The organism is Frankia sp. BMG5.60 (assembly GCF_059428125.1).
On the sequence record NZ_CM182091.1, the window covers coordinates 7441763 to 7458536 of the forward strand.

Below are 16774 nucleotides of genomic sequence, written 5' to 3' on the forward strand. Positions count from 1 at the left end.
GTGGTACAAGCGAAACTACGAGCCATCCGCAGGCGCTTCATCGGCAAGATCGTCGATGGTGCGATTGATGATCGCCCGCGCGGACCGGCCGTAGCTGGCGACGGCGGCGAGCTGCTCGAAGGCGCCCGCGTACAGCTCGATCTCCTGCGGCTGCCGGAGGTCAAGCGCCGCGCTGAAGGTCTCAATGAGCACCCGCTCGGCGTCGTAGATCCAAAAGCCGTGCCACGGCGAAGTGGCGTACTGCGTCTCGAAGCCGATGATCCCAAGCCGGACGTTGGGCAGCTGGGAGAAGGAGATCAGGCGGTCGAGCTGGCCGAGCATGACCTCGGAGGAACAGAGCCGGAACCGCAGCGCCGCCTCGGTCAGCACGAAGTGGAAGCGCTTGTCGGGGCGGTACAAGATCTCCTGCCGCCGCACCCGGGCAGCTACGGCGTCGTTGATGTCGTTCGGCAGCTTCAACCGGCGGATGCTCTCGGCGAAGCGGGCGCGGGCATACTCGGCGGTCTGAAGGAGGCCGGGGATCACTGTAGCCTCGAAGGCCCGGAAGAGGCGGGTGCGCGCGTCCCACTCGATCAGCTCCTGCTGCCGCGGCTTCAGGCCGGCGCGGAGGATGCGTTGCCACTCGGCGTGCTGCACTTCGAGGGTATGGAGGGCAGCCAGCAGGGCCTCGGCCTCTGGCTGGCTGGCGGTTGCCTCGGTCCAGCCCCGGATGTCCCCGTCTGTCGGGGTCTGCCGGCCGTTCTCCAGCTTGGAGACTTTCGACGGCGGCCATGACAAGGACTCCGCGAGCTGCCGGCCGCTGAGGCTGGCCGAGGTACGAAGCTCGCGGAGCCGTTTGCCGAGGGCGCTGCGCGCCTCCTGGACGTTAGACGCGTCCGAGGTGCTGCTGGGTGGCAAAGTCGTCCCGTCTGACGGCGTGGTGCCAGGCGGCATCACGCCACACGTTGTGCTGCACGATCTCGGCCGGGTCCTCGATGATCTGCCCGCCGAGGAAGCGGTCGGTCTCGTCGAAGTGCATCCGGACCAGCTTGGATGAGTCAAACAGCCAGTAGTCGTGGTGGGGCAGCCGAGCGGCCTCGGCTTGGTCACGTGGTAGGTAGCGGATGTCCTCGCCGGCGCCGTTCGTGAACTGCGCGCAGTACACGCCGAAGCGGCTGTAGTCGGTCAGCGGCAGGCTCACAACGCGGACCCGGGCGAACCGCCGGCCGGCCGCTGTCGCCTCATGGAGCATGTCCAGCCAGCTGCGCATCCACGGAAGATCGTCCGGCTCGCCGGCGAGGAACCGTTCCAGTGACTCCTGCTCGTAGGTCGCGTCGTAGGTGTCGCGGGCCTCCAAGCGGTACGCGGTGTGCTCGAAGGAGTGGAAGAGCTGCCGGAACTCGGGTCCGGGCGGGATGAGCTGGCGCAGTGCTCCTCCTCCTGCTCCAGGTACCGGCGGGCGTAGAACTTGAGGACGTCGTCCGGAATCTCGATCAAGGTTTCGTGATCGGGGACGGTGCCGATGTCCGCGAGCGCCAGGGGGTCGGTCACCTTCCACCCCTGCGCGATGTAGGTGACGCGGTCGGTGCGGTCGGTGGCGAACAGGGTGGGCGAGTTGTCAACCTGGGACTTCGGGTCCTTGCCGAGGAACCGAGCGCGCACGGGCCTACCTCCGTTGCTCGAAATCTTGCGAACCGTTCGCACTCATGGTCGTAGACGACATGTAACCCGTCAACAGCGGCCTCGCAGCATGACCACTGGCGCCTCGTCATCGACGGAGACACGCTGCCTCCGGTCCCGGCCCAGGCCCGAGCACTGCGTTCCGTAGATCCAGAGCTGGCCGCTGTCCGATTCTGCACGGCGGACGAGGCGGACCGCCTGCTGCGGCCGTATGTGTGGCGCCGAGTGGAGGCAGCCTTGGCTGCTCTCGCCAGCGGGAACGCTCGGTATCTCCAGGACGGGCACGGGTGACCCGGTCCACCTGCGATAATCTGGCTCCTACTGTGTGTCAGGCCTGTTGGCTCGGCAGTAGTTACGGGTTATACCCATGAACAGAAGCTGGGCCGCCTCTTCGGGCTTCTCCGTGCCGTCATCGTTCCAGAGAAGCCGCCAACCAGCTTGCTCTTCGACGAAGCGGGTAAACTCGTCGATCACCTGGTCGATGACCGAGAAGAATCCCTCCTCGTCGGTAGGCGGGTTGATTACCAAGGGGTTGAGCGCTACATAGCTCGTGGACGCGGCATCCCATTGGTAGACGCCGCGACGGTCGCCCGCCAGATTATACGGAGTCGCTTCGCGTTGTTCTTGCCCAGGCATGCACCGCCTCGGGATCACGGCGGGCGGCTTCCACGATCGCCGTTTTGTTGACCCTTCCGAGGAGATCGTAGTTCACGTCATTCCGCAGCTGGGTAGCTTCATAGTCCTCCCACCAGTCTTCTGCGTTCAGCGATGGCAGGTCGCGCAGAAACCGCTCCGGTACGAGCAGCACCGGCCGCTTGTTCGCTGGGTTAATGGGAAGTTCACCTGTCTCAACTCATCTTGGCAGGTAGGGCCGCCAGCCTGATGCCCGCGTGACCTGGACGGGCCAATCAGATTGTGCCGCTATCCCTCAGTATCGTCATCGTCCGGTGTGCTCCCGTCGAGTGGCTCGAGTACGAAGACCGGGATCCTGCGGTCGGTCTTGCGCTGGTAGTCGGCGTAGTCCGGGAACGCGTCCACCGCCCGGCGCCACCAGAGGGCCTTCTCCTCCCCGAACACTTCGCGGGCCCGGTACTGGCGCGTCACTGTGCGATCCTGGAGCTCGATGATCGGCTCGGCGAGCAGGCTCGGGTACCACTGCGGGTTGGTCGGTTGGGCGCCGTTGGACGCGACGGCCGCGTAGCGGCTCTTGTGCTCGACACGCATCACAGGTGTCTTGCGAACCTTGCCGGTCCTGGCGCCCCGGTAGGTCATCAGCACCATGGGCCGGTCTTTCATCGTGACGCCGTCGGTCGTGCCGGTGCGCACGATCTGCTCGACATGCTCGCGCACAAACCCCAATGCGCTCGGTTCGTAGTCACCCGCTATCGGATTACCCTGATCAATGCGCCCGGCCCGTCGCGATTCCGCGACCAGACCGGGCCGGCGGCCGTGTGGGTGGTCGGGGCGCCTGGTGTCCACGTTGCCGGTCAAGGTGTTGAGGATGGCGGGTAGTTCCGTCACCGTTTCGGCGGGCAGGCCGGTCACGGTCTCCTGCGCGAGAGCGCACCACAGGCTCTTGACCTGGTCGGCTACCGCCTTGCCGCGGCCGGTGAGTTCGACGACGCTGGCGCGCTTGTCGGATGGGGCGGGCGTGCGGCGGATGTGGCCGGAGGCCTCGAGCTTGCGGGTCATGAGCGTGACGCTGGGTGGCTCGCAGCCGAGGGCCTCGCTGAGTTTGGCCTGGATCATCGGGCCGGTCCTGGCGAGCTCGAGCAGGAGCGCCTCCTGCCCGGGGTACAGGCCGAGTGGGGTCAGCAGGGCCGCGGCCCTGGCCCGGTGGCGCAAGCTCAGGAGGCGGATGGCCTGGTTGATGGCGTCGGCTCGCTCGAAGTCCACGGACCCTCCTCGACGAACTAGTTATGTGCATAACGTTATGGGGCATAACTAACTCTATGTCAAGTCGAGAGGACCAGAAGTGTCGTCGAACCGGTGCGACACGTAGTGTGACCGCGCGACGCATGCGACTTTCTGCAAGTTCTGCGACCAGATTTACTACCCAGTCCTCGAGTTCACCGTCGGCCGGCCATACACCCTCTATGTCCACGGCAACAGTGACACGACCGGCGCGGTCCGCGGCGTTGAGACGATCACCACTGGCCTGAGGTGGAGGCGCCTGCGCGACCCGCTCACCGTCCTCGGCGAAATATCCGCCGCCGACCGCGAAGCCTGCTGGGATCTCGGCGCCACTACCGCCGCAAGCCTGATGCCGGTCTGATCGACCAGGCGCTGGGCGCCGCCGCTGCTGTGCGTACCGTCGCCGGAGAAACCTGTGAAGCCGTTGACGCTGCCTACGCTGGATTACCGAGGCGGACCAGGTTCTCGATTTCGGCGAGCTTCGCTGGCGGCAGGGTGCTGACCCGTTCGACCAGGTCCTCTCTGGTCACCGAAAGGAGCCAGGTGCAGGGGACTACGCCTGGACGCGGAAACGCGACGCGCAGGACGCCCTCGAAGGGAAGTCCTTCGGGAGTTCCAATCGCAACCTCCGCGGCCACGCCATCGAGGTCGGTGCCGGCTGGGGGGACCACTTGCATAGCCAGGAATCCGGACTCGCCCTCAGCTGAGAGGAGAACCACCGGCCGTCGTTCGCCGAAATCCACCCACCAAACTTCGCCAGCCCACATCCGCTCTCCTGCCGCCGCCCGGTTAGCGTCCCGACAGGGCGCTGTTCGCTTGTTTTTCCTACCCATACGTTAGCAAGGGCGCCGCGAGCAGATCTACTATCAAGGTCGGGTAGGCAGGGGCCTCTCCAGCCGGGTGCCGTCGGTCGATTCCTGACTGGAGCGCATGTCTACTTCTACGGAACTCACGGCGAGGCGACGTGCCGGCGTCCTATCTGCCCAGCGCGACCAGTGCCCTGTCGGCGTGGGTGTTCATGTTCAGCTCACTGCTGATGACCTCGATGATGACCCGGTCCGTACCGATCACGAAGGTGGCGCGCCGGACCCGCAGCAGGTCGATCGGCCGCTTCACGCCGAAGGCGCGCGACACGCTGCCGTCGGCGTCGGAAAGCAGCGGATAGTCGAAGGAGTGTTTGTCGGAGAACTTCTTCTGCTTGGCCACGGTGTCCGTGCTGATACCGACGCGCTGGGCGCCGACCTCGGCGAACTCCGCCGCGAGGTCCCGAAAATGACAGCTCTCCGCGGTGCAGCCCTTGGTCAACGCCGCCGGGTAGAAGAACAGGACGACCGGACCGTCCGCCAGGAGAGTGGAGAGCTTGCGAGTGGTGTTGGCCTCGTCCGGCAGCTCGAAGTCCGGCGCGGTGTCGCCGACACGCAGCATCTGTGCGCTCCTCACCTCGGGTTGGGCGACAGGCATCGGCCCGGCGTCCAGGACCGTCGCAGCGACGGCCGATTTCCTACGCTATCCCGACCCGGTGACGCTCGCGCGGGATGAGCGGCCGAACGCGGACTACGTCTGCAGCAGGCTGGTCCTTCTCGGGTCACCGGTGTTCGGGTCACCGGTGTTCGGGACGGCGGTGTTCGGGGCGCCCGCGTCGCGCACGACGGCGAACGGGTTCGGGGCCGGCACACCGCCCGCCGGCTCGTCGGGCACCGCGGCGACGCCGTCGGCCAGCGCCGGGTTGTCCAGCGGATGGCGTTCGGTCACGCCGGCGCACCCTGGGGCGTCCGGTCCGGGGTGGCCGGGACCAGTGGGAGGCCGAGGTTCTCCCGCAGTGTCGTCCCGCTGTACTCGGCGCGCAGCGAGCCGCGCTCCTGCAGCAACGGGACGACCTTGTCGACGAACTCGTCGATCCCCCCGGGGGTCACGTGCGAGCCCAGGATGAAGCCGTCCGAGCCGTCGTTCTGGACGAAGTCGTCGAGCCGGTCGGCGATCTGGGTCGGCGTGCCCACGAACTCGGTGTGGCTGAACACGCGGATCGCGAGGTCCCGCAGCGAGTAACGGTTGGCCTCGGCCAACGCCCGCCACGTCCGCACGGTCTCGAACGGGTCCTCGCCGAGCCGGGCGCGGCCCTGGATCACCGGCGGGCCGGTCGGGTCCGGGTCGACGTCGGGCAGCGGGCCGTCCGGATCGTAGCCGGACAGGTCCCGGTTCCAGACGGTCTCCAGCAGGATCTGCGCGGTCCGTCCGCTGACCTGGGCGCGGGCGACCTCCCGCTGCCGCTCGACGGCGTCGGCCTCGGTGTCGCCGAGGATGAACGCCCCGCCGGGCAGCAGCTTCACCGAGCCCGGCGGCCGGCCCGCCCGGACGACCCGGGCCTGGATGTCGCGGTAGTACTCCCGGGCCGGCCCGAGCTCATGGTAGGGCGAGAAGATCGCGTCCGCGGTGGCGGCGGCGAAGTCACGCCCCTGCGGGGAGACCCCGGCCTGCAGCACCACCGGCCGCCCCTGCGGGCTGCGCGGCACGTTGAACTGGCCGGCCACGTCGAACTGGCGACCGGAGTGGCGGAACGTCCCGGCCGCGGCGTCGCGCAGGAACCGGCCCTGCTCGGCGTCGGCGACGATCGCGTCGGCGGCCCAGGAGTCCCACAACTGGCGGGCGAGGGCGACGAACTCCTCGGCCCGCACGTACCGGTCGTCACGGTGCAGGAAGCCGCCCCGGCGGAAGTTCTGCCCGGTGAAGGCGTCGAACGAGGTCACCACGTTCCAGCCGGCCCGGCCGCCGGAGAGATGGTCCAGCGAGGCGAGCTGACGGGCGAGCTCGTACGGCTCGTTGAAGGTGGCGTTGAGGGTGCCGACGAGCCCGAGATGCTCGGTGACGGCGGCCAGCGAGGCGAGCACCGGCAGGGTGTCCGGGCGCCCGACGATGTCCTGGTCGAAGATCTGCCCGAGCCGCTCGCGCAGGATCAGCCCCTCGGCGAGGAAGAAGAAGTCGAACTTCCCGCGCTCGGCGGCCTGAGCGGCGTGCTGGAACGACGAGAACGCGATCTGGCTGCCGGCGGCCGGGTCCGACCACACCGTGTGGTGATTGACCCCGCCGATGTAGTGACCCAGGATGATCTGCTTGCGTGGTCCGGTCATGCGGAGGTGACCTCGATTCGCTGCTTGGCGGCGGCGTAGCGGCTGGCCGGTCGGGGCAGGCCGAGGTGTCCGCGCAGGGTGGTGGTCTGGTATTCGGTGCGGAACCGGCCGCGGCGGGCGAGCTCGGGGGCGAGCCGGCGGGTGATGGCGGTCAGGTCGTCGGGGAGGACGGCGGGGCGCAGCCGGTAGCCGGTGATGCCCGCGGCCTGCCAGTCGAGGAGATGGTCGGCGAGGCCGGCGGGGGTACCGGCGAAGATCTTCGCGTCGGAGCCGGCCGGCGCGTCGAGGCGCCCGTCGAGCCGACCGAGGCGGTCCGCGGCCGCCTCGGCGGTGTCGTCGAGGACAACCACCAGATCGGCGAAGACGTGCAGGGTCTCGCCGGCGCGCCCCGCGCGGTCCTGCTCGTCGCGGACCTCGGCGACGATGGCGCGGGCCTGGTCGATGTCGCGGGGGGTGACGTAGACGACGTCGGCGGCGCGGGCCGCGAGCCGGTACGGGACGGTGGCGTGGGCCAGCGCGGTGACCAGCGGCTGGCCCTGCGGCGGGCGGGGGGTGATGGAGGGCCCGCGGACCGTGAACCAGCGGCCCTCGAAGTCGATGTAGTGCAGCTTGTCGCGGTCGATGAACCGGCCGGTGGCGGCGTCGCGGATCTCGGCGTCGTCCTCCCAGCTGTCCCACAGGCGGCGGACGACCTCGACGTGGTCGGCGGCCTCGTCGAACGATTCGGAGACGAATGCCTGGATCTCGGGGGTGTCGAGATTGTCGACGGTGACCTCGGGGGAGGCGCGCCGACCGAAGTGCGGGTTCTCCCCGGGCCGGCCGGCCTGCACCCGCCAGCCGGCCCGGCCGCCGCTGGTGTAGTCCAGGGTCGCGATGGCCTTGGAGATGTGGAACGGCTCGGTGTTGAGGACCGAGGTGGTCGGCACCAGGCCGATGCGCGAGGTCACCGGGGCGACCCGGGCGGCGACCAGCACCGCGTCCAACCGGCCACGGACCTGGTCGGTGCGGCCGTCCGGGCCGCCCAGCAGCGAGGACTGCAACGTCAGGGAGTCCTCGAAGGTCACGAAGTCCAGCAGGCCGCGTTCGGCCTCGGTGACCAGGTCCACCCAGTAGCCCGCGGAGAACAGCTCGCGCGGCCGGGCCGACGGCTCGCGCCACGCCGCCGGATGCCACCCCGCACCATCCAGGGCGACGGCAAGATGCAGCGGATCGGGCTCAGGCATGGTGATCATCGCTTTCTGGTCGGCCGCCGCGCGTCGGCAGCGGGCGTCGGGAGCGGGCGTCGGGAGCGGCGGTGGTCTCAGCGGTGAAAGGGGGGTCCGTCGGGCGACAGGTCAGCGGGTGGAGGCGAAGCGGGGATCGGGGCGGGTGCCGTCGACGGCCAGGTCCGCGAGGATGCGGCCGATGGCGGGCACGAACTTGAAGCCGTGGCCGGAGAATCCCGCCGCCACGACCACCGGGCCGTGCCGGTCCAGGACGAAGTGCCAGTCCGGGGTCGTGGTGTAGGTGCAGCTGATCGGGGCGAAGCGGTCCGGGTCCACGCCGGGGATCCAGCGCCGCACGTACTCCCGCAACGCCGCGAGCTGGGCCGGCACCGCAGCGAAGTCCCGCCTGTCCGGGTCGACCACCGGCCCGACTCCGTGGAAGCCGACCTTGACGCCCTCGCCGGGGGTCGCCAGCCCGTAGACCCCGCCGTGGAAGGCGATGGCCTCCTGGGTCCCGGCTGTCAGCAGGTGCACGAAGCTGGGCCAGCGGTCCTGATTCGCCTCGGTGGGCGGGCCGACCGGGGCGAAGTGCGCCGGCTGCTCCTGGGTGACCCGCAGGGCCGGCAGTGGCACGAGGCCGCCGAGCAGCTTCTCCGTCCAGGCCCCGGCGGCGACGACGACGCGGCGGGCGAGGTAGCGGTCGTCATCGGTGTGGATCTCGACGGCGTCGTCCCCCCGCACCGCGAGGGAGCGCACGGGCACCTCGTGCCGGACCACGCCGCCGTGCTTGACCGTGCTCTCCTGCAACGCGGTGACGGCGTTGTCGGCGTGCAGCCGGCCGGAGTCCGGGTGGACCAGCACCCGGGTGTCGAAGCGCAGGCCGGGCCAGCGCCGCGCGGCCTGGCGCGGCGTCAACCACTCCGACGCCACGCCGGCCGCGGCGGTGGCGTCGGCGACCTGGTCCAACACGGGGTCGCCGCCGTGCTCCACCCCCCCGGTGACGGTGAGCAGCTCGGTGCCGGTGAGATCCTCCAGCTCCCGCCACAGCACCCGAGCCTGCTGGGCGAGACGGATGTAGCCGAGGTCCGGGTAGGCGAGCCGGAAGATCCGGGACGCGCCGTGGGAGGCCCCCCGGACGTGTCCGGCCGCGAACCGTTCGAGCAGCACGACGTCGACGCCGCGGCGGGCCAGATGCCAGGTCGCCGCCGACCCCATCGCCCCGCCGCCGAGCACGACGACGTCGACCTTGTGGACGGTCATGCCACCGCTCCTTCGCTGTCCTTCACCGTTGCCGATGGTGGCTCGACGCGGGGGCGCAGCGCCGCGCCGTCCAGCGTCGGCACCGCGGCGAGCAGACCGCGGGTGTAGTCGTGCCGCGGCTCCCGGAAGACCCGCTCGACATCGCCGGACTCGACGATCCGGCCGTCCTTCATGACCAGCACACGGTCGCTGACGTGGTAGATCACGCCGAGGTGGTGGGAGATGAACACGTAGGCGATGCCGAGCCGGGCCTGGAGATCGGCGAGCAGGTCGAGGATCTGGGCCTGGATGGAGACGTCGAGGGCCGAGACCGGCTCGTCGCAGACGATGACGCGAGGCCGGGGGGCCAGCGCCCGGGCGATCGCCACCCGCTGACGCTGCCCGCCGGAGAGCTGGCGCGGTCGCCGGTCCAGCACGTCGCGCGCCAGCCCGACCTGGTCGAGCAGCTCCAGCACCCGGGTCCGGCGCTCGGCGCGGGAGACCCGGGCCACGGCCAGCGGCTCAGCGATGATCTTCCAAACCGGGTATCGCGGATCGAACGAGCTGAGCGGGTCCTGGTAGATCACCTGGATGTGCTGGCGCAGCCGCGCACCCGTCCGGGCGTCGATCTCGCCCCAGGCCGTGCCGTCGACCTCGACCGTGCCGGAGTCCGCCCGCTCCAGGTCCAGCAGCAGCCGGGCGGTCGTGGTCTTGCCGGAACCGGACTCGCCGACGATGCCGAGCGTCTCGCCGGCCCGCAGCTCCAACGACACGTCGTCCACGGCGGTCAGGATGCGGCGCCCGTCCAGGGCGAACGTCTTGACCAGGTTCCTTGCCGCCAGCACGACCCCGTCGCCGACGACCGCCCGAGGCTGCGCGACCGGGCCACCGGGCTGCGGTGACAGTCGGGTGCCGCGGGCGTGCGCGACCGGCACGGCGGCGAGGAGCTGGCGGGTGTAGGGGTGCCGCGGGTCGTCGAGCACCTGCCGGGTCGGGCCGTGCTCGACGAAGATCCCGTCCTTCATGACGAAGACGTGGTCGGCGACCTGGGACACGACCGCCAGGTCGTGGCTGATGAGCAGCAGCGCCGTCCCGGCCCGCCTGCGAGCGGCGAGCATCTCGAGGATCTGGGCCTGCACCGTGACGTCCAGCGCGGTGGTCGGCTCGTCGGCGATGAGCAGCGCCGGGTCGGCCGCGATCGCCGAAGCGATCAGGGCCCGCTGCCGCAGCCCGCCGGAGAGCTGATGCGGGTACTGGCCCGCGCGGGCCGCCGGCTCCGGCACGCCGACCTCCCGCAACAGCTCGACCACCCGGGCGTCGACCTCCGCCCGAGGAACCACCCGATGGGCCCGCAGCGTCTCGGCGATCTCGGCGCCGACCCGGCGGGCTGGGTCGAGTGAGACGAGCGCGTCCTGCAGGACGAAGCCGATGTGCCGCCCGCGCAGGGTCCGCCATCGGCGTTCCGGCAGCGCCCGGGTATCCGTGCCGTCGATGACCAGGCGGTCGGCCCGCACCTCGGCCCCGCGTCCCGCCAGCCCGACGAGGCTGCGCGCGGTGACGCTCTTCCCCGAGCCGGACTCTCCGACGACGGCGATGCTCTGACCGGCGTCGATCCGGAACGACACGCCGCGCACGGCGTCCACCGAGTGTCGACCCAGCCGAAACCGCACGCGCAGGTTCGCCACGTCGACGAGGGTTCGGGGATCGCCGGGCCGCGTCGCCGGGTCCGGCGTCGTCGGGTCGCCGGTCGTCGGGTCGCTGTCGGACGTCATCGCGCGTTCCGGCCTTCGAGTCGTGCCTGTAGGAACTGTCCAGCGACCGTGATGGCCAGGACGGCGAGCGTGATCGCGATCCCGGGGAAGATCGCGGGCCACCAGGCGACCGAGAAGTAGGTGCGGCTGCTGGACAGCATCGCGCCCCACTCGGCGGTGGGCGGCTGCGGGCCGAGCCCGAGGAAGCTCAGGGTGGAGCCGAGGCTGATCGCCCCGCCCACGTTGATCGTCGCCAGGATCAGGACCGGACCCAACGCGTTCGGAACCAGGTGTCGGATGATCACCTGCCGCTTCGGCCAGCCGAGCGCCCGCGCGGCCTCCAGGTAGACCGAGGCGCGGATGCGCATCACCTCGCCGCGGACCACCCGTGCGAAGCCCGGGGTGAAGATGAGGCTCAGACCGATGATCGAGTTGCGGGTGCCGGGGCCGAGCATGGCGATGACCAGGAGCGCGAGCAACAGCCCCGGAATGCTGAGGAACACGTTCAGCAGCCAGTCTGTCACCGCTCCGAGTACGCGTCCGCCCTGCGCCGCCGCGACCCCGACGGCCGCTCCCACCACGAGCGCGAGCGCCGACGCGCTCAGACCGATCCAGAGGGAGAGCCGGGTGCCGTGGACGATCCGGGCGAAGATGTCCCGGCCGTTCTGATCCGTGCCCAGCAGGTGACCGGAGCCCGGGCCCCGCAACGTCTGCGAGATGTCGGCGGCGTTCGGATCGGTGCCGGTGAACAGGTGCGGCCAGAACGAGGCCAGAACCAACACCAGAAGAAAGGCGAAGCTCAGGATCACCCCCGGCCGCGACACGCGCAGCCCGGACCAGCGTCCGCGGGTCGCGGTCGCGGTCCCGACCGGCGTGTCCGGTGTTGCGCCGCCGGGCGGAAGCCCGGTCGGATCGACCGGCGTGACGGTCATCCTTCGCCTTTCTGGTCGGCCCCGGTCCCGGACACGGACGGGCTCGTTGTCGAGGTGATGCCGGCGGCGGCCGCGTTCGCGGGCCCGGCTGTGGTCGGGGCGGCGGGACGAAGCCGGGGGTCCAGCAGCGGGTAGACGGCGTCGATGAGCAGGTTGATGACGACGTAGAAAGCCGCCGCGATGAGCACGACCCCGGAGACGAGCGGGAAGTCCCGGCGGCCGAGTCCGCCGACCGTCAGCGTCCCGAGCCCCTGCCGGGAGAACACGTTCTCGATCACGATCGCGCCGCCGAGGAACGCGCCCGCGAGCCAGCCGGCGATGGTGATGGCCGGCATCAGGGCGTGCCGCAGGGCGTGGCGGACCAGCACGGCTGTCTCACGGATGCCGCGGCTGCGGGCGGTCGTCACGAACGGCTCGTCGAGCGCGCGTTCCAGACCGTCCCGCAGCACCTGAGCGAGGGTTCCGCCCGGGGCCACGGCCAGGGCGATCGCCGGCAGCACCAGTCCCCGGACGCTGTTCGATCCGATGGCCGGGAACCAGTGGAGCTGGAAGGAGAAGACGGTGAGCAGCAGGATGGCGAACCAGAACGCCGGCACGGAGACGCCGACGATCTCCAGGAAGGCGAACGGGCCGCGGATCCAGCGGGGTCGGTTGGCGGTCAGCAACGCCACCACGATCGCCCCGACCAGCGCGAGCACGACGCCGGCGGCCATCAGCTCGAACGACGGCGCAAGCTGGTCGCCGATGGCGGTCGTGACGTCCATCCCCTGGTTGTAGGAATGGCCGAGATCGCCCCGCAGCAGGTGCCCGAGGTAGTCGAAATACTGGACCAGCCAGGGCCTGTCCAGGGCGTAGTCGGAGATGATCTGTGCCCTGACCTCGGGGGAGACCGTCGCCTGCCCGATGATCGCGTCGATGATGCCGCCGGACTTCAGGTGCAGAGCCGCGAAGGTGACGGTGACCGCACCCCAGAGCACGAGCACCGCGTACCCGACCCGCCGCAGGACGGCGAGTCCGATCGAGCGGGCGGAGGAGGCCGCACGGCCCCCTCCGCGCCGCTCGTCCGCCGCGAGGGCGATGGTCACCTGCTGGTCCAGGCGTCGTAGAAGAGCGGGAACGCCTGCGGCTCGAACCGCAGCCCCTGCACCTTCGTGCTCGACCCGAGGACGTAGTTGAACACGTAGATCGGGAACACCGCGGCGGCCGAGGTGATCCGCTGCTGCGCGTCGCCGTAGAGCGCGGCCTGCTTGGCCAGGTCGGTGGTGCCCAGGGCGTCGGTGAAGTCCTTGTCGAGGGCCGGGTCGGACAGCCGCGAGCCGTTGGTGCCGAAGCCGTCCTTCGGGATGGCCGCGCTGCCGAACAGGGTGCGCAGCGCGTCGGGCGAGGCACGCTGCCAGCTGAAGTCGATGAGGTCGTAGTTGCCGGCCGCGACGTCCTTGATGTACGAGGTGTACTCGGGGTTCGTGGTCTTGACCTCGATGCCGATCTGCTTCGCTGCGGCCTGGACCTGGTCGGCGACGACGTCGCGCTGTTCCCGGGCGAACTGCTTGAGGAAGGGATGGACGACGGTGAGCCGCCTGCCGTCCTTGGTGCGGTAGCCCTGCGCGTCCCGACCCGTCCAGCCGGCCTGGTCGAGCAGCTGGTTCGCCTTGGCGGCGTCGTAGCGGTAGGCGGATTCGATCGACGTGTCGTGGCCGACGGTCGACGGGGACAGCGGGCCCTTACCGGGCGGGAAGACGCCGAAGTACAGCTTGTCGACGATCGTCGCCCAGTCGATGCCCGCCCGGAACGCCTCCCGGACCTTGACGTCCGCGAAGGGCCCCTTGACGGTGTTCGGGTAGTAGTTGTAGTTGCCGCCCGGCGCGGACGCGGTCTGGATCCGGAATCCCGGCGTCGACTTGAGCTGCGCCACGTTCACCGGCGGGACGCTCGCGATCGCGTCGATCTGCCCGCTGGTCAGCGCGCCGTAGCGGGAGGAGTCCTCGGGGAGGCTGCGGATCGACAACGCGTCGAGGTAGGCCGGGCCAGTGTGCTTGGCGTTCTTCGGCGCCCAGTTGTACTTCGCGTTCCGGACGTAGTCGATGCCCTTGCCCTTGACGTAGCCGCCCGAGCTGATGAAGGGACCGCTGCCGACGATCTTCGAGCAGAGTTCGGACGGCGGCTTCGTCAACGTGCTCGGCGCCTCGATGCCCAGGTAGGCCGTGGCCAGCGAGGGCAGGAACGCCGAGTTCGGCGTGCTGAAGTGGACCTCGACGTGGGTCGGGTCCTGCACCGTGGTGCCGGTGTAGGTCGCGATGGTGCCGGCCGCCAGCTGCGACTTGGTCGCCGGGGCGACGATGTGGTCGAGGTTGGCCTTGACGGCCGCGCCGTCGAACTTCTCGCCGTTGCTGAAGGTGACGTCGTCCCGCAGGACGAAGGAGTACGTCTTCTGGTCCGGCGAGACGGTCCAGCTCGTGGCGAGCCAGGGGGAGATCGTCCCGTCGTCGCTCAGGGCCACGAGCGAGTCGACGATCGACCGGGCGAAGAACCCGTCGACGTCGGCCGGGCTCTGGTGCGGGTCGAGGCAGGTGCCGTCGGAGTTGATCGCGAACGTCAACGTCCCGCCACGAACCGGGGCGCCGGCCGCGCCGGCAGAGCCGCCTGTGGAGCCGCCACTGGAGCCGCAGGCCGCGAGGGCGAGCGCTGCGGACCCGGCGGCGAGCGTCAGCGCGGCTCGCTTTCTGACGCCGAAGACGTTGCTGGACATCGGGTTTCCGTTCTCCTGATCGAGTGGTCGACGGGGTTGGTTGGTCGTGGAGCCGCGTCGATGGACGGAGCCGCGTTGGTCGCGGCGATCGGAACCGACACGACGACCCGGCGGCGTCTCCTGCCGCGATCGGTATCGGGATTCCGGACGGCCGGCCCGCCGGATGAGCCGACCGGCCGCACGCGCCCGGCCCGCCGCGCGCGCCCGGGGGCGGTCAACCCGGAGCGCGACCTGAGCGAGGCCGCCGCCCGACCGAACCAGGGCAGCCGAGCAGCCCCGTCCGGGCACTCAGCCGACGGACGGCGACAGTCGGGTGAACTCGGGCGGGTGGGGCGGCGGGGCCGCCAGGAGCCGGCCGGCGGGGGGCGTCAGGCCGGCGAACAGAGACAGCTGGATGAACGACGCAGGTCGATCGACAGGCGGCGGGTAAGCCGTACCTGTGGTGACCGGTGAATCCGCGGGCCGGGCACGGGGGTCGTACCCGGGACGCGACCGGCGGTCGTGGAGCGGCCACCCGCGTGGCGAGTCGCTCCCAGCATGTCGTCGCTCCCTCGGCCGAGGGCCAGGAGACCGGGCCCGCGTTTTGCCGCATCCACTGGATGCGGCCGTGTCCTCACCCGGGGCACCCCTTCGCGGTGGAGGGTTGCCGGCCAACAAGCCGGGGCTGGACGTCGGCACTCGTGACAGTTGTGATCTTCAGTCAGTGGCTGACCCGGACGAACGTAGCCCGTCAAGTCGACTTTGTCTAGACAAAAGGTTGGGTATTCCCTGGTCGCGACGGGCTGTCAGGGCCGGGTGGCCGCCGAGGGCCGTAGCATGGCCGCGATGCCGACCCTCTTGATCGTCCACCACACGCCCTCGCCGTCCCTGCAAGCGATGTTGGAAGCAGTGCTGGCCGGCGCCAGGAACGAGATGATCGAGGGAGTGGACGTCCAGGTTCGGCCGGCGCTGGCCGCGACGCCGGCCGACGTGCTCGCCGCCGACGGCTACCTGCTGGGGACGCCCGCCAACATCGGCTACATGTCAGGGGCTCTGAAACACTTCTTCGACACTGTCTACTATCCGTGTCTTAGCGCTACGGTTGGTCATCCGTACGCCTTGTATGTCCACGGGAATAACGACACGACAGGAGCCGTGCATGCTGTGGAGTCGATCGCGACCGGCCTGCGCTGGAAGCGGCTGCGTGATCCGGTCACCGTCATCGGAGCCCTGGACCCGGCCGCCCGGGAAGCCTGCTGGGAGCTCGGCGCGACAGCGGCGGCGAGTCTTGTGATGTAGGTGCCCGCAGCGGCGACTCGGGGCGGCGGATGGCAGATGTTTCTGACGGGCGGACTGCCGCTGACGCCGCAGCGTTCGGCGGTGTGCGTCTCCCGGGCTCAGAACTGATCTCGGCGTTATGATCAACCATGGCTGTGCGGCGGGTGAAGGTGATGGCCGACTACTACGCTTTTCCGTTGTGGGTCAGCGAGGAAGGCGGGATGCCGTCGCCCGAGGAGCTGCCGCTGACCGATGTGCTGCGTGACGAGCTCGACCTGTGGTCGGCCGACTACACCCGCGTACTGATCGCCAACGGCTACAGCTGGCCGAGCGAACAGGTCCGGGCCGACTGGAACAAGCGAGGCTACGCTCTGGCAATCCGCGTAGCGCGGGAGCTGGGGCCTTCTTACGAGGTCGTGTTCTTCGATGAGCTACGACAGCGCGTCACCACACTGAACGCTTCGAGCCGGACCAGCCGTCGCCGAAAGTGACTTCTTCCTGACCAGGGTTCGGCGCATTTCTGCGACCAGATCTACTATCCCGTGCTCGAAGCCTCTGTAGGACGGCCGTACGCGCTGTACGTGCACGGTGGCAGCGACACGACCGGTGCGATCCGGGGGGTCGAGACCATCGCCACCGGCCTGAAGTGGAAGCGACTGCGAGAGCCGCTGTCGATCGTCGGCGAGATGGACGCCGCTGCGCGCGAAGCTTGCTGGGAGCTCGGGGCGACGGCCGCGGCAAGCCTGATGCTCACGTGATCTGGACGGGGCAGGACTCGGGGCTCCACCCGCGTGTCCAGGTCCAATGGCTAGCCGCTCGGACCGCCTCGGGGTGCGGCGGATCTGGCGGGACAGCGCGCGAGCGGCGGAGGTGTCGTGAGGTGCCCACGAACGCTCCTGGCGAGGCTGACGCGACGATTCATGCGTGATGCATGAATCGTGGTAGC

Annotated in this window: 17 protein-coding genes and 1 riboswitch; of the genes, 3 read left to right on the forward strand and 14 right to left on the reverse strand. The window is 69.9% G+C overall.

What is annotated here, in order from left to right:
- Positions 1–15 precede the first annotated feature (15 nt).
- The 14 genes from AC5R91_RS30510 to AC5R91_RS30575 form a co-directional block, all read right to left on the reverse strand.
- Entirely contained in the window at positions 16–933 is a 918-nt protein-coding gene (locus tag AC5R91_RS30510) for a helix-turn-helix domain-containing protein (protein ID WP_495394737.1), read from the reverse strand.
- Complete coding sequence (locus AC5R91_RS30515; RefSeq protein WP_495394738.1) at positions 866–1336, reverse strand: DUF6879 family protein; 471 nt, start codon at positions 1334–1336, stop codon at positions 866–868. Before AC5R91_RS30515 ends, AC5R91_RS30510 begins: the two co-directional genes overlap by 68 nt.
- A 641-nt stretch (positions 1337–1977) precedes the next feature.
- Complete coding sequence (locus AC5R91_RS30520; RefSeq protein ID WP_495394739.1) at positions 1978–2295, reverse strand: DUF8371 domain-containing protein; 318 nt, start codon at positions 2293–2295, stop codon at positions 1978–1980.
- Positions 2258–2467: a hypothetical protein gene (locus tag AC5R91_RS30525; protein ID WP_495394740.1), complete on the reverse strand. Its 210-nt coding sequence runs from the start codon at positions 2465–2467 to the stop codon at positions 2258–2260. Before AC5R91_RS30525 ends, AC5R91_RS30520 begins: the two co-directional genes overlap by 38 nt.
- Before the next feature lie 113 nt (positions 2468–2580).
- Entirely contained in the window at positions 2581–3555 is a 975-nt protein-coding gene (locus AC5R91_RS30530) for a nitroreductase/quinone reductase family protein (protein ID WP_495394741.1), read from the reverse strand.
- A 993-nt stretch (positions 3556–4548) separates the two neighbouring features.
- Positions 4549–4998 carry a peroxiredoxin gene (locus tag AC5R91_RS30535; RefSeq protein ID WP_495394742.1) on the reverse strand — a complete coding sequence of 150 codons (450 nt, stop codon included), beginning with the start codon at positions 4996–4998 and terminating at the stop codon, positions 4549–4551.
- A 129-nt stretch (positions 4999–5127) separates the two neighbouring features.
- Positions 5128–5325: a hypothetical protein gene (locus AC5R91_RS30540; RefSeq protein WP_495394743.1), complete on the reverse strand. Its 198-nt coding sequence runs from the start codon at positions 5323–5325 to the stop codon at positions 5128–5130.
- A complete protein-coding gene (locus AC5R91_RS30545) occupies positions 5322–6698 on the reverse strand; it encodes an NtaA/DmoA family FMN-dependent monooxygenase (protein ID WP_495394744.1) in 1377 nt (458 codons plus the stop codon). Before AC5R91_RS30545 ends, AC5R91_RS30540 begins: the two co-directional genes overlap by 4 nt.
- A complete protein-coding gene (locus AC5R91_RS30550) occupies positions 6695–7921 on the reverse strand; it encodes an LLM class flavin-dependent oxidoreductase (RefSeq protein ID WP_495394745.1) in 1227 nt (408 codons plus the stop codon). The genes AC5R91_RS30545 and AC5R91_RS30550 overlap by 4 nt, the downstream gene beginning before the upstream one ends.
- 111 nt (positions 7922–8032) lie before the next feature.
- Positions 8033–9163 carry an N-methyl-L-tryptophan oxidase gene (solA, locus tag AC5R91_RS30555; RefSeq protein ID WP_495394746.1) on the reverse strand — a complete coding sequence of 377 codons (1131 nt, stop codon included), beginning with the start codon at positions 9161–9163 and terminating at the stop codon, positions 8033–8035.
- Positions 9160–10914, reverse strand: coding sequence for a dipeptide ABC transporter ATP-binding protein (locus AC5R91_RS30560; RefSeq protein ID WP_495394747.1), 1755 nt, complete (start codon positions 10912–10914; stop codon positions 9160–9162). Before AC5R91_RS30560 ends, solA begins: the two co-directional genes overlap by 4 nt.
- Positions 10911–11825, reverse strand: a complete 915-nt coding sequence (locus tag AC5R91_RS30565; RefSeq protein ID WP_495394748.1) for an ABC transporter permease — start codon at positions 11823–11825, stop codon at positions 10911–10913. Before AC5R91_RS30565 ends, AC5R91_RS30560 begins: the two co-directional genes overlap by 4 nt.
- Positions 11822–12910 (reverse strand): ABC transporter permease, encoded by a 1089-nt coding sequence (locus tag AC5R91_RS30570; protein WP_495394749.1) that lies wholly within the window; start codon positions 12908–12910, stop codon positions 11822–11824. Before AC5R91_RS30570 ends, AC5R91_RS30565 begins: the two co-directional genes overlap by 4 nt.
- Positions 12907–14571 carry an ABC transporter substrate-binding protein gene (locus AC5R91_RS30575; RefSeq protein WP_495394750.1) on the reverse strand — a complete coding sequence of 555 codons (1665 nt, stop codon included), beginning with the start codon at positions 14569–14571 and terminating at the stop codon, positions 12907–12909. Before AC5R91_RS30575 ends, AC5R91_RS30570 begins: the two co-directional genes overlap by 4 nt.
- Before the next feature lie 573 nt (positions 14572–15144).
- Positions 15145–15257, reverse strand: a riboswitch (SAM riboswitch).
- Between the two features lie 130 nt (positions 15258–15387).
- Here AC5R91_RS30575 and AC5R91_RS30580 point away from each other — a divergent pair.
- From AC5R91_RS30580 to AC5R91_RS30590, 3 genes are all read left to right on the forward strand, one after another.
- Positions 15388–15849 (forward strand): flavodoxin family protein, encoded by a 462-nt coding sequence (locus tag AC5R91_RS30580; RefSeq protein WP_495394751.1) that lies wholly within the window; start codon positions 15388–15390, stop codon positions 15847–15849.
- Between the two features lie 128 nt (positions 15850–15977).
- Positions 15978–16319, forward strand: a complete 342-nt coding sequence (locus AC5R91_RS30585; RefSeq protein ID WP_495394752.1) for an immunity protein CdiI family protein — start codon at positions 15978–15980, stop codon at positions 16317–16319.
- 51 nt (positions 16320–16370) lie between these two features.
- Positions 16371–16586, forward strand: a complete 216-nt coding sequence (locus AC5R91_RS30590; protein ID WP_495394753.1) for a flavodoxin — start codon at positions 16371–16373, stop codon at positions 16584–16586.
- The last annotated feature ends 188 nt before the right edge of the window (positions 16587–16774 follow it).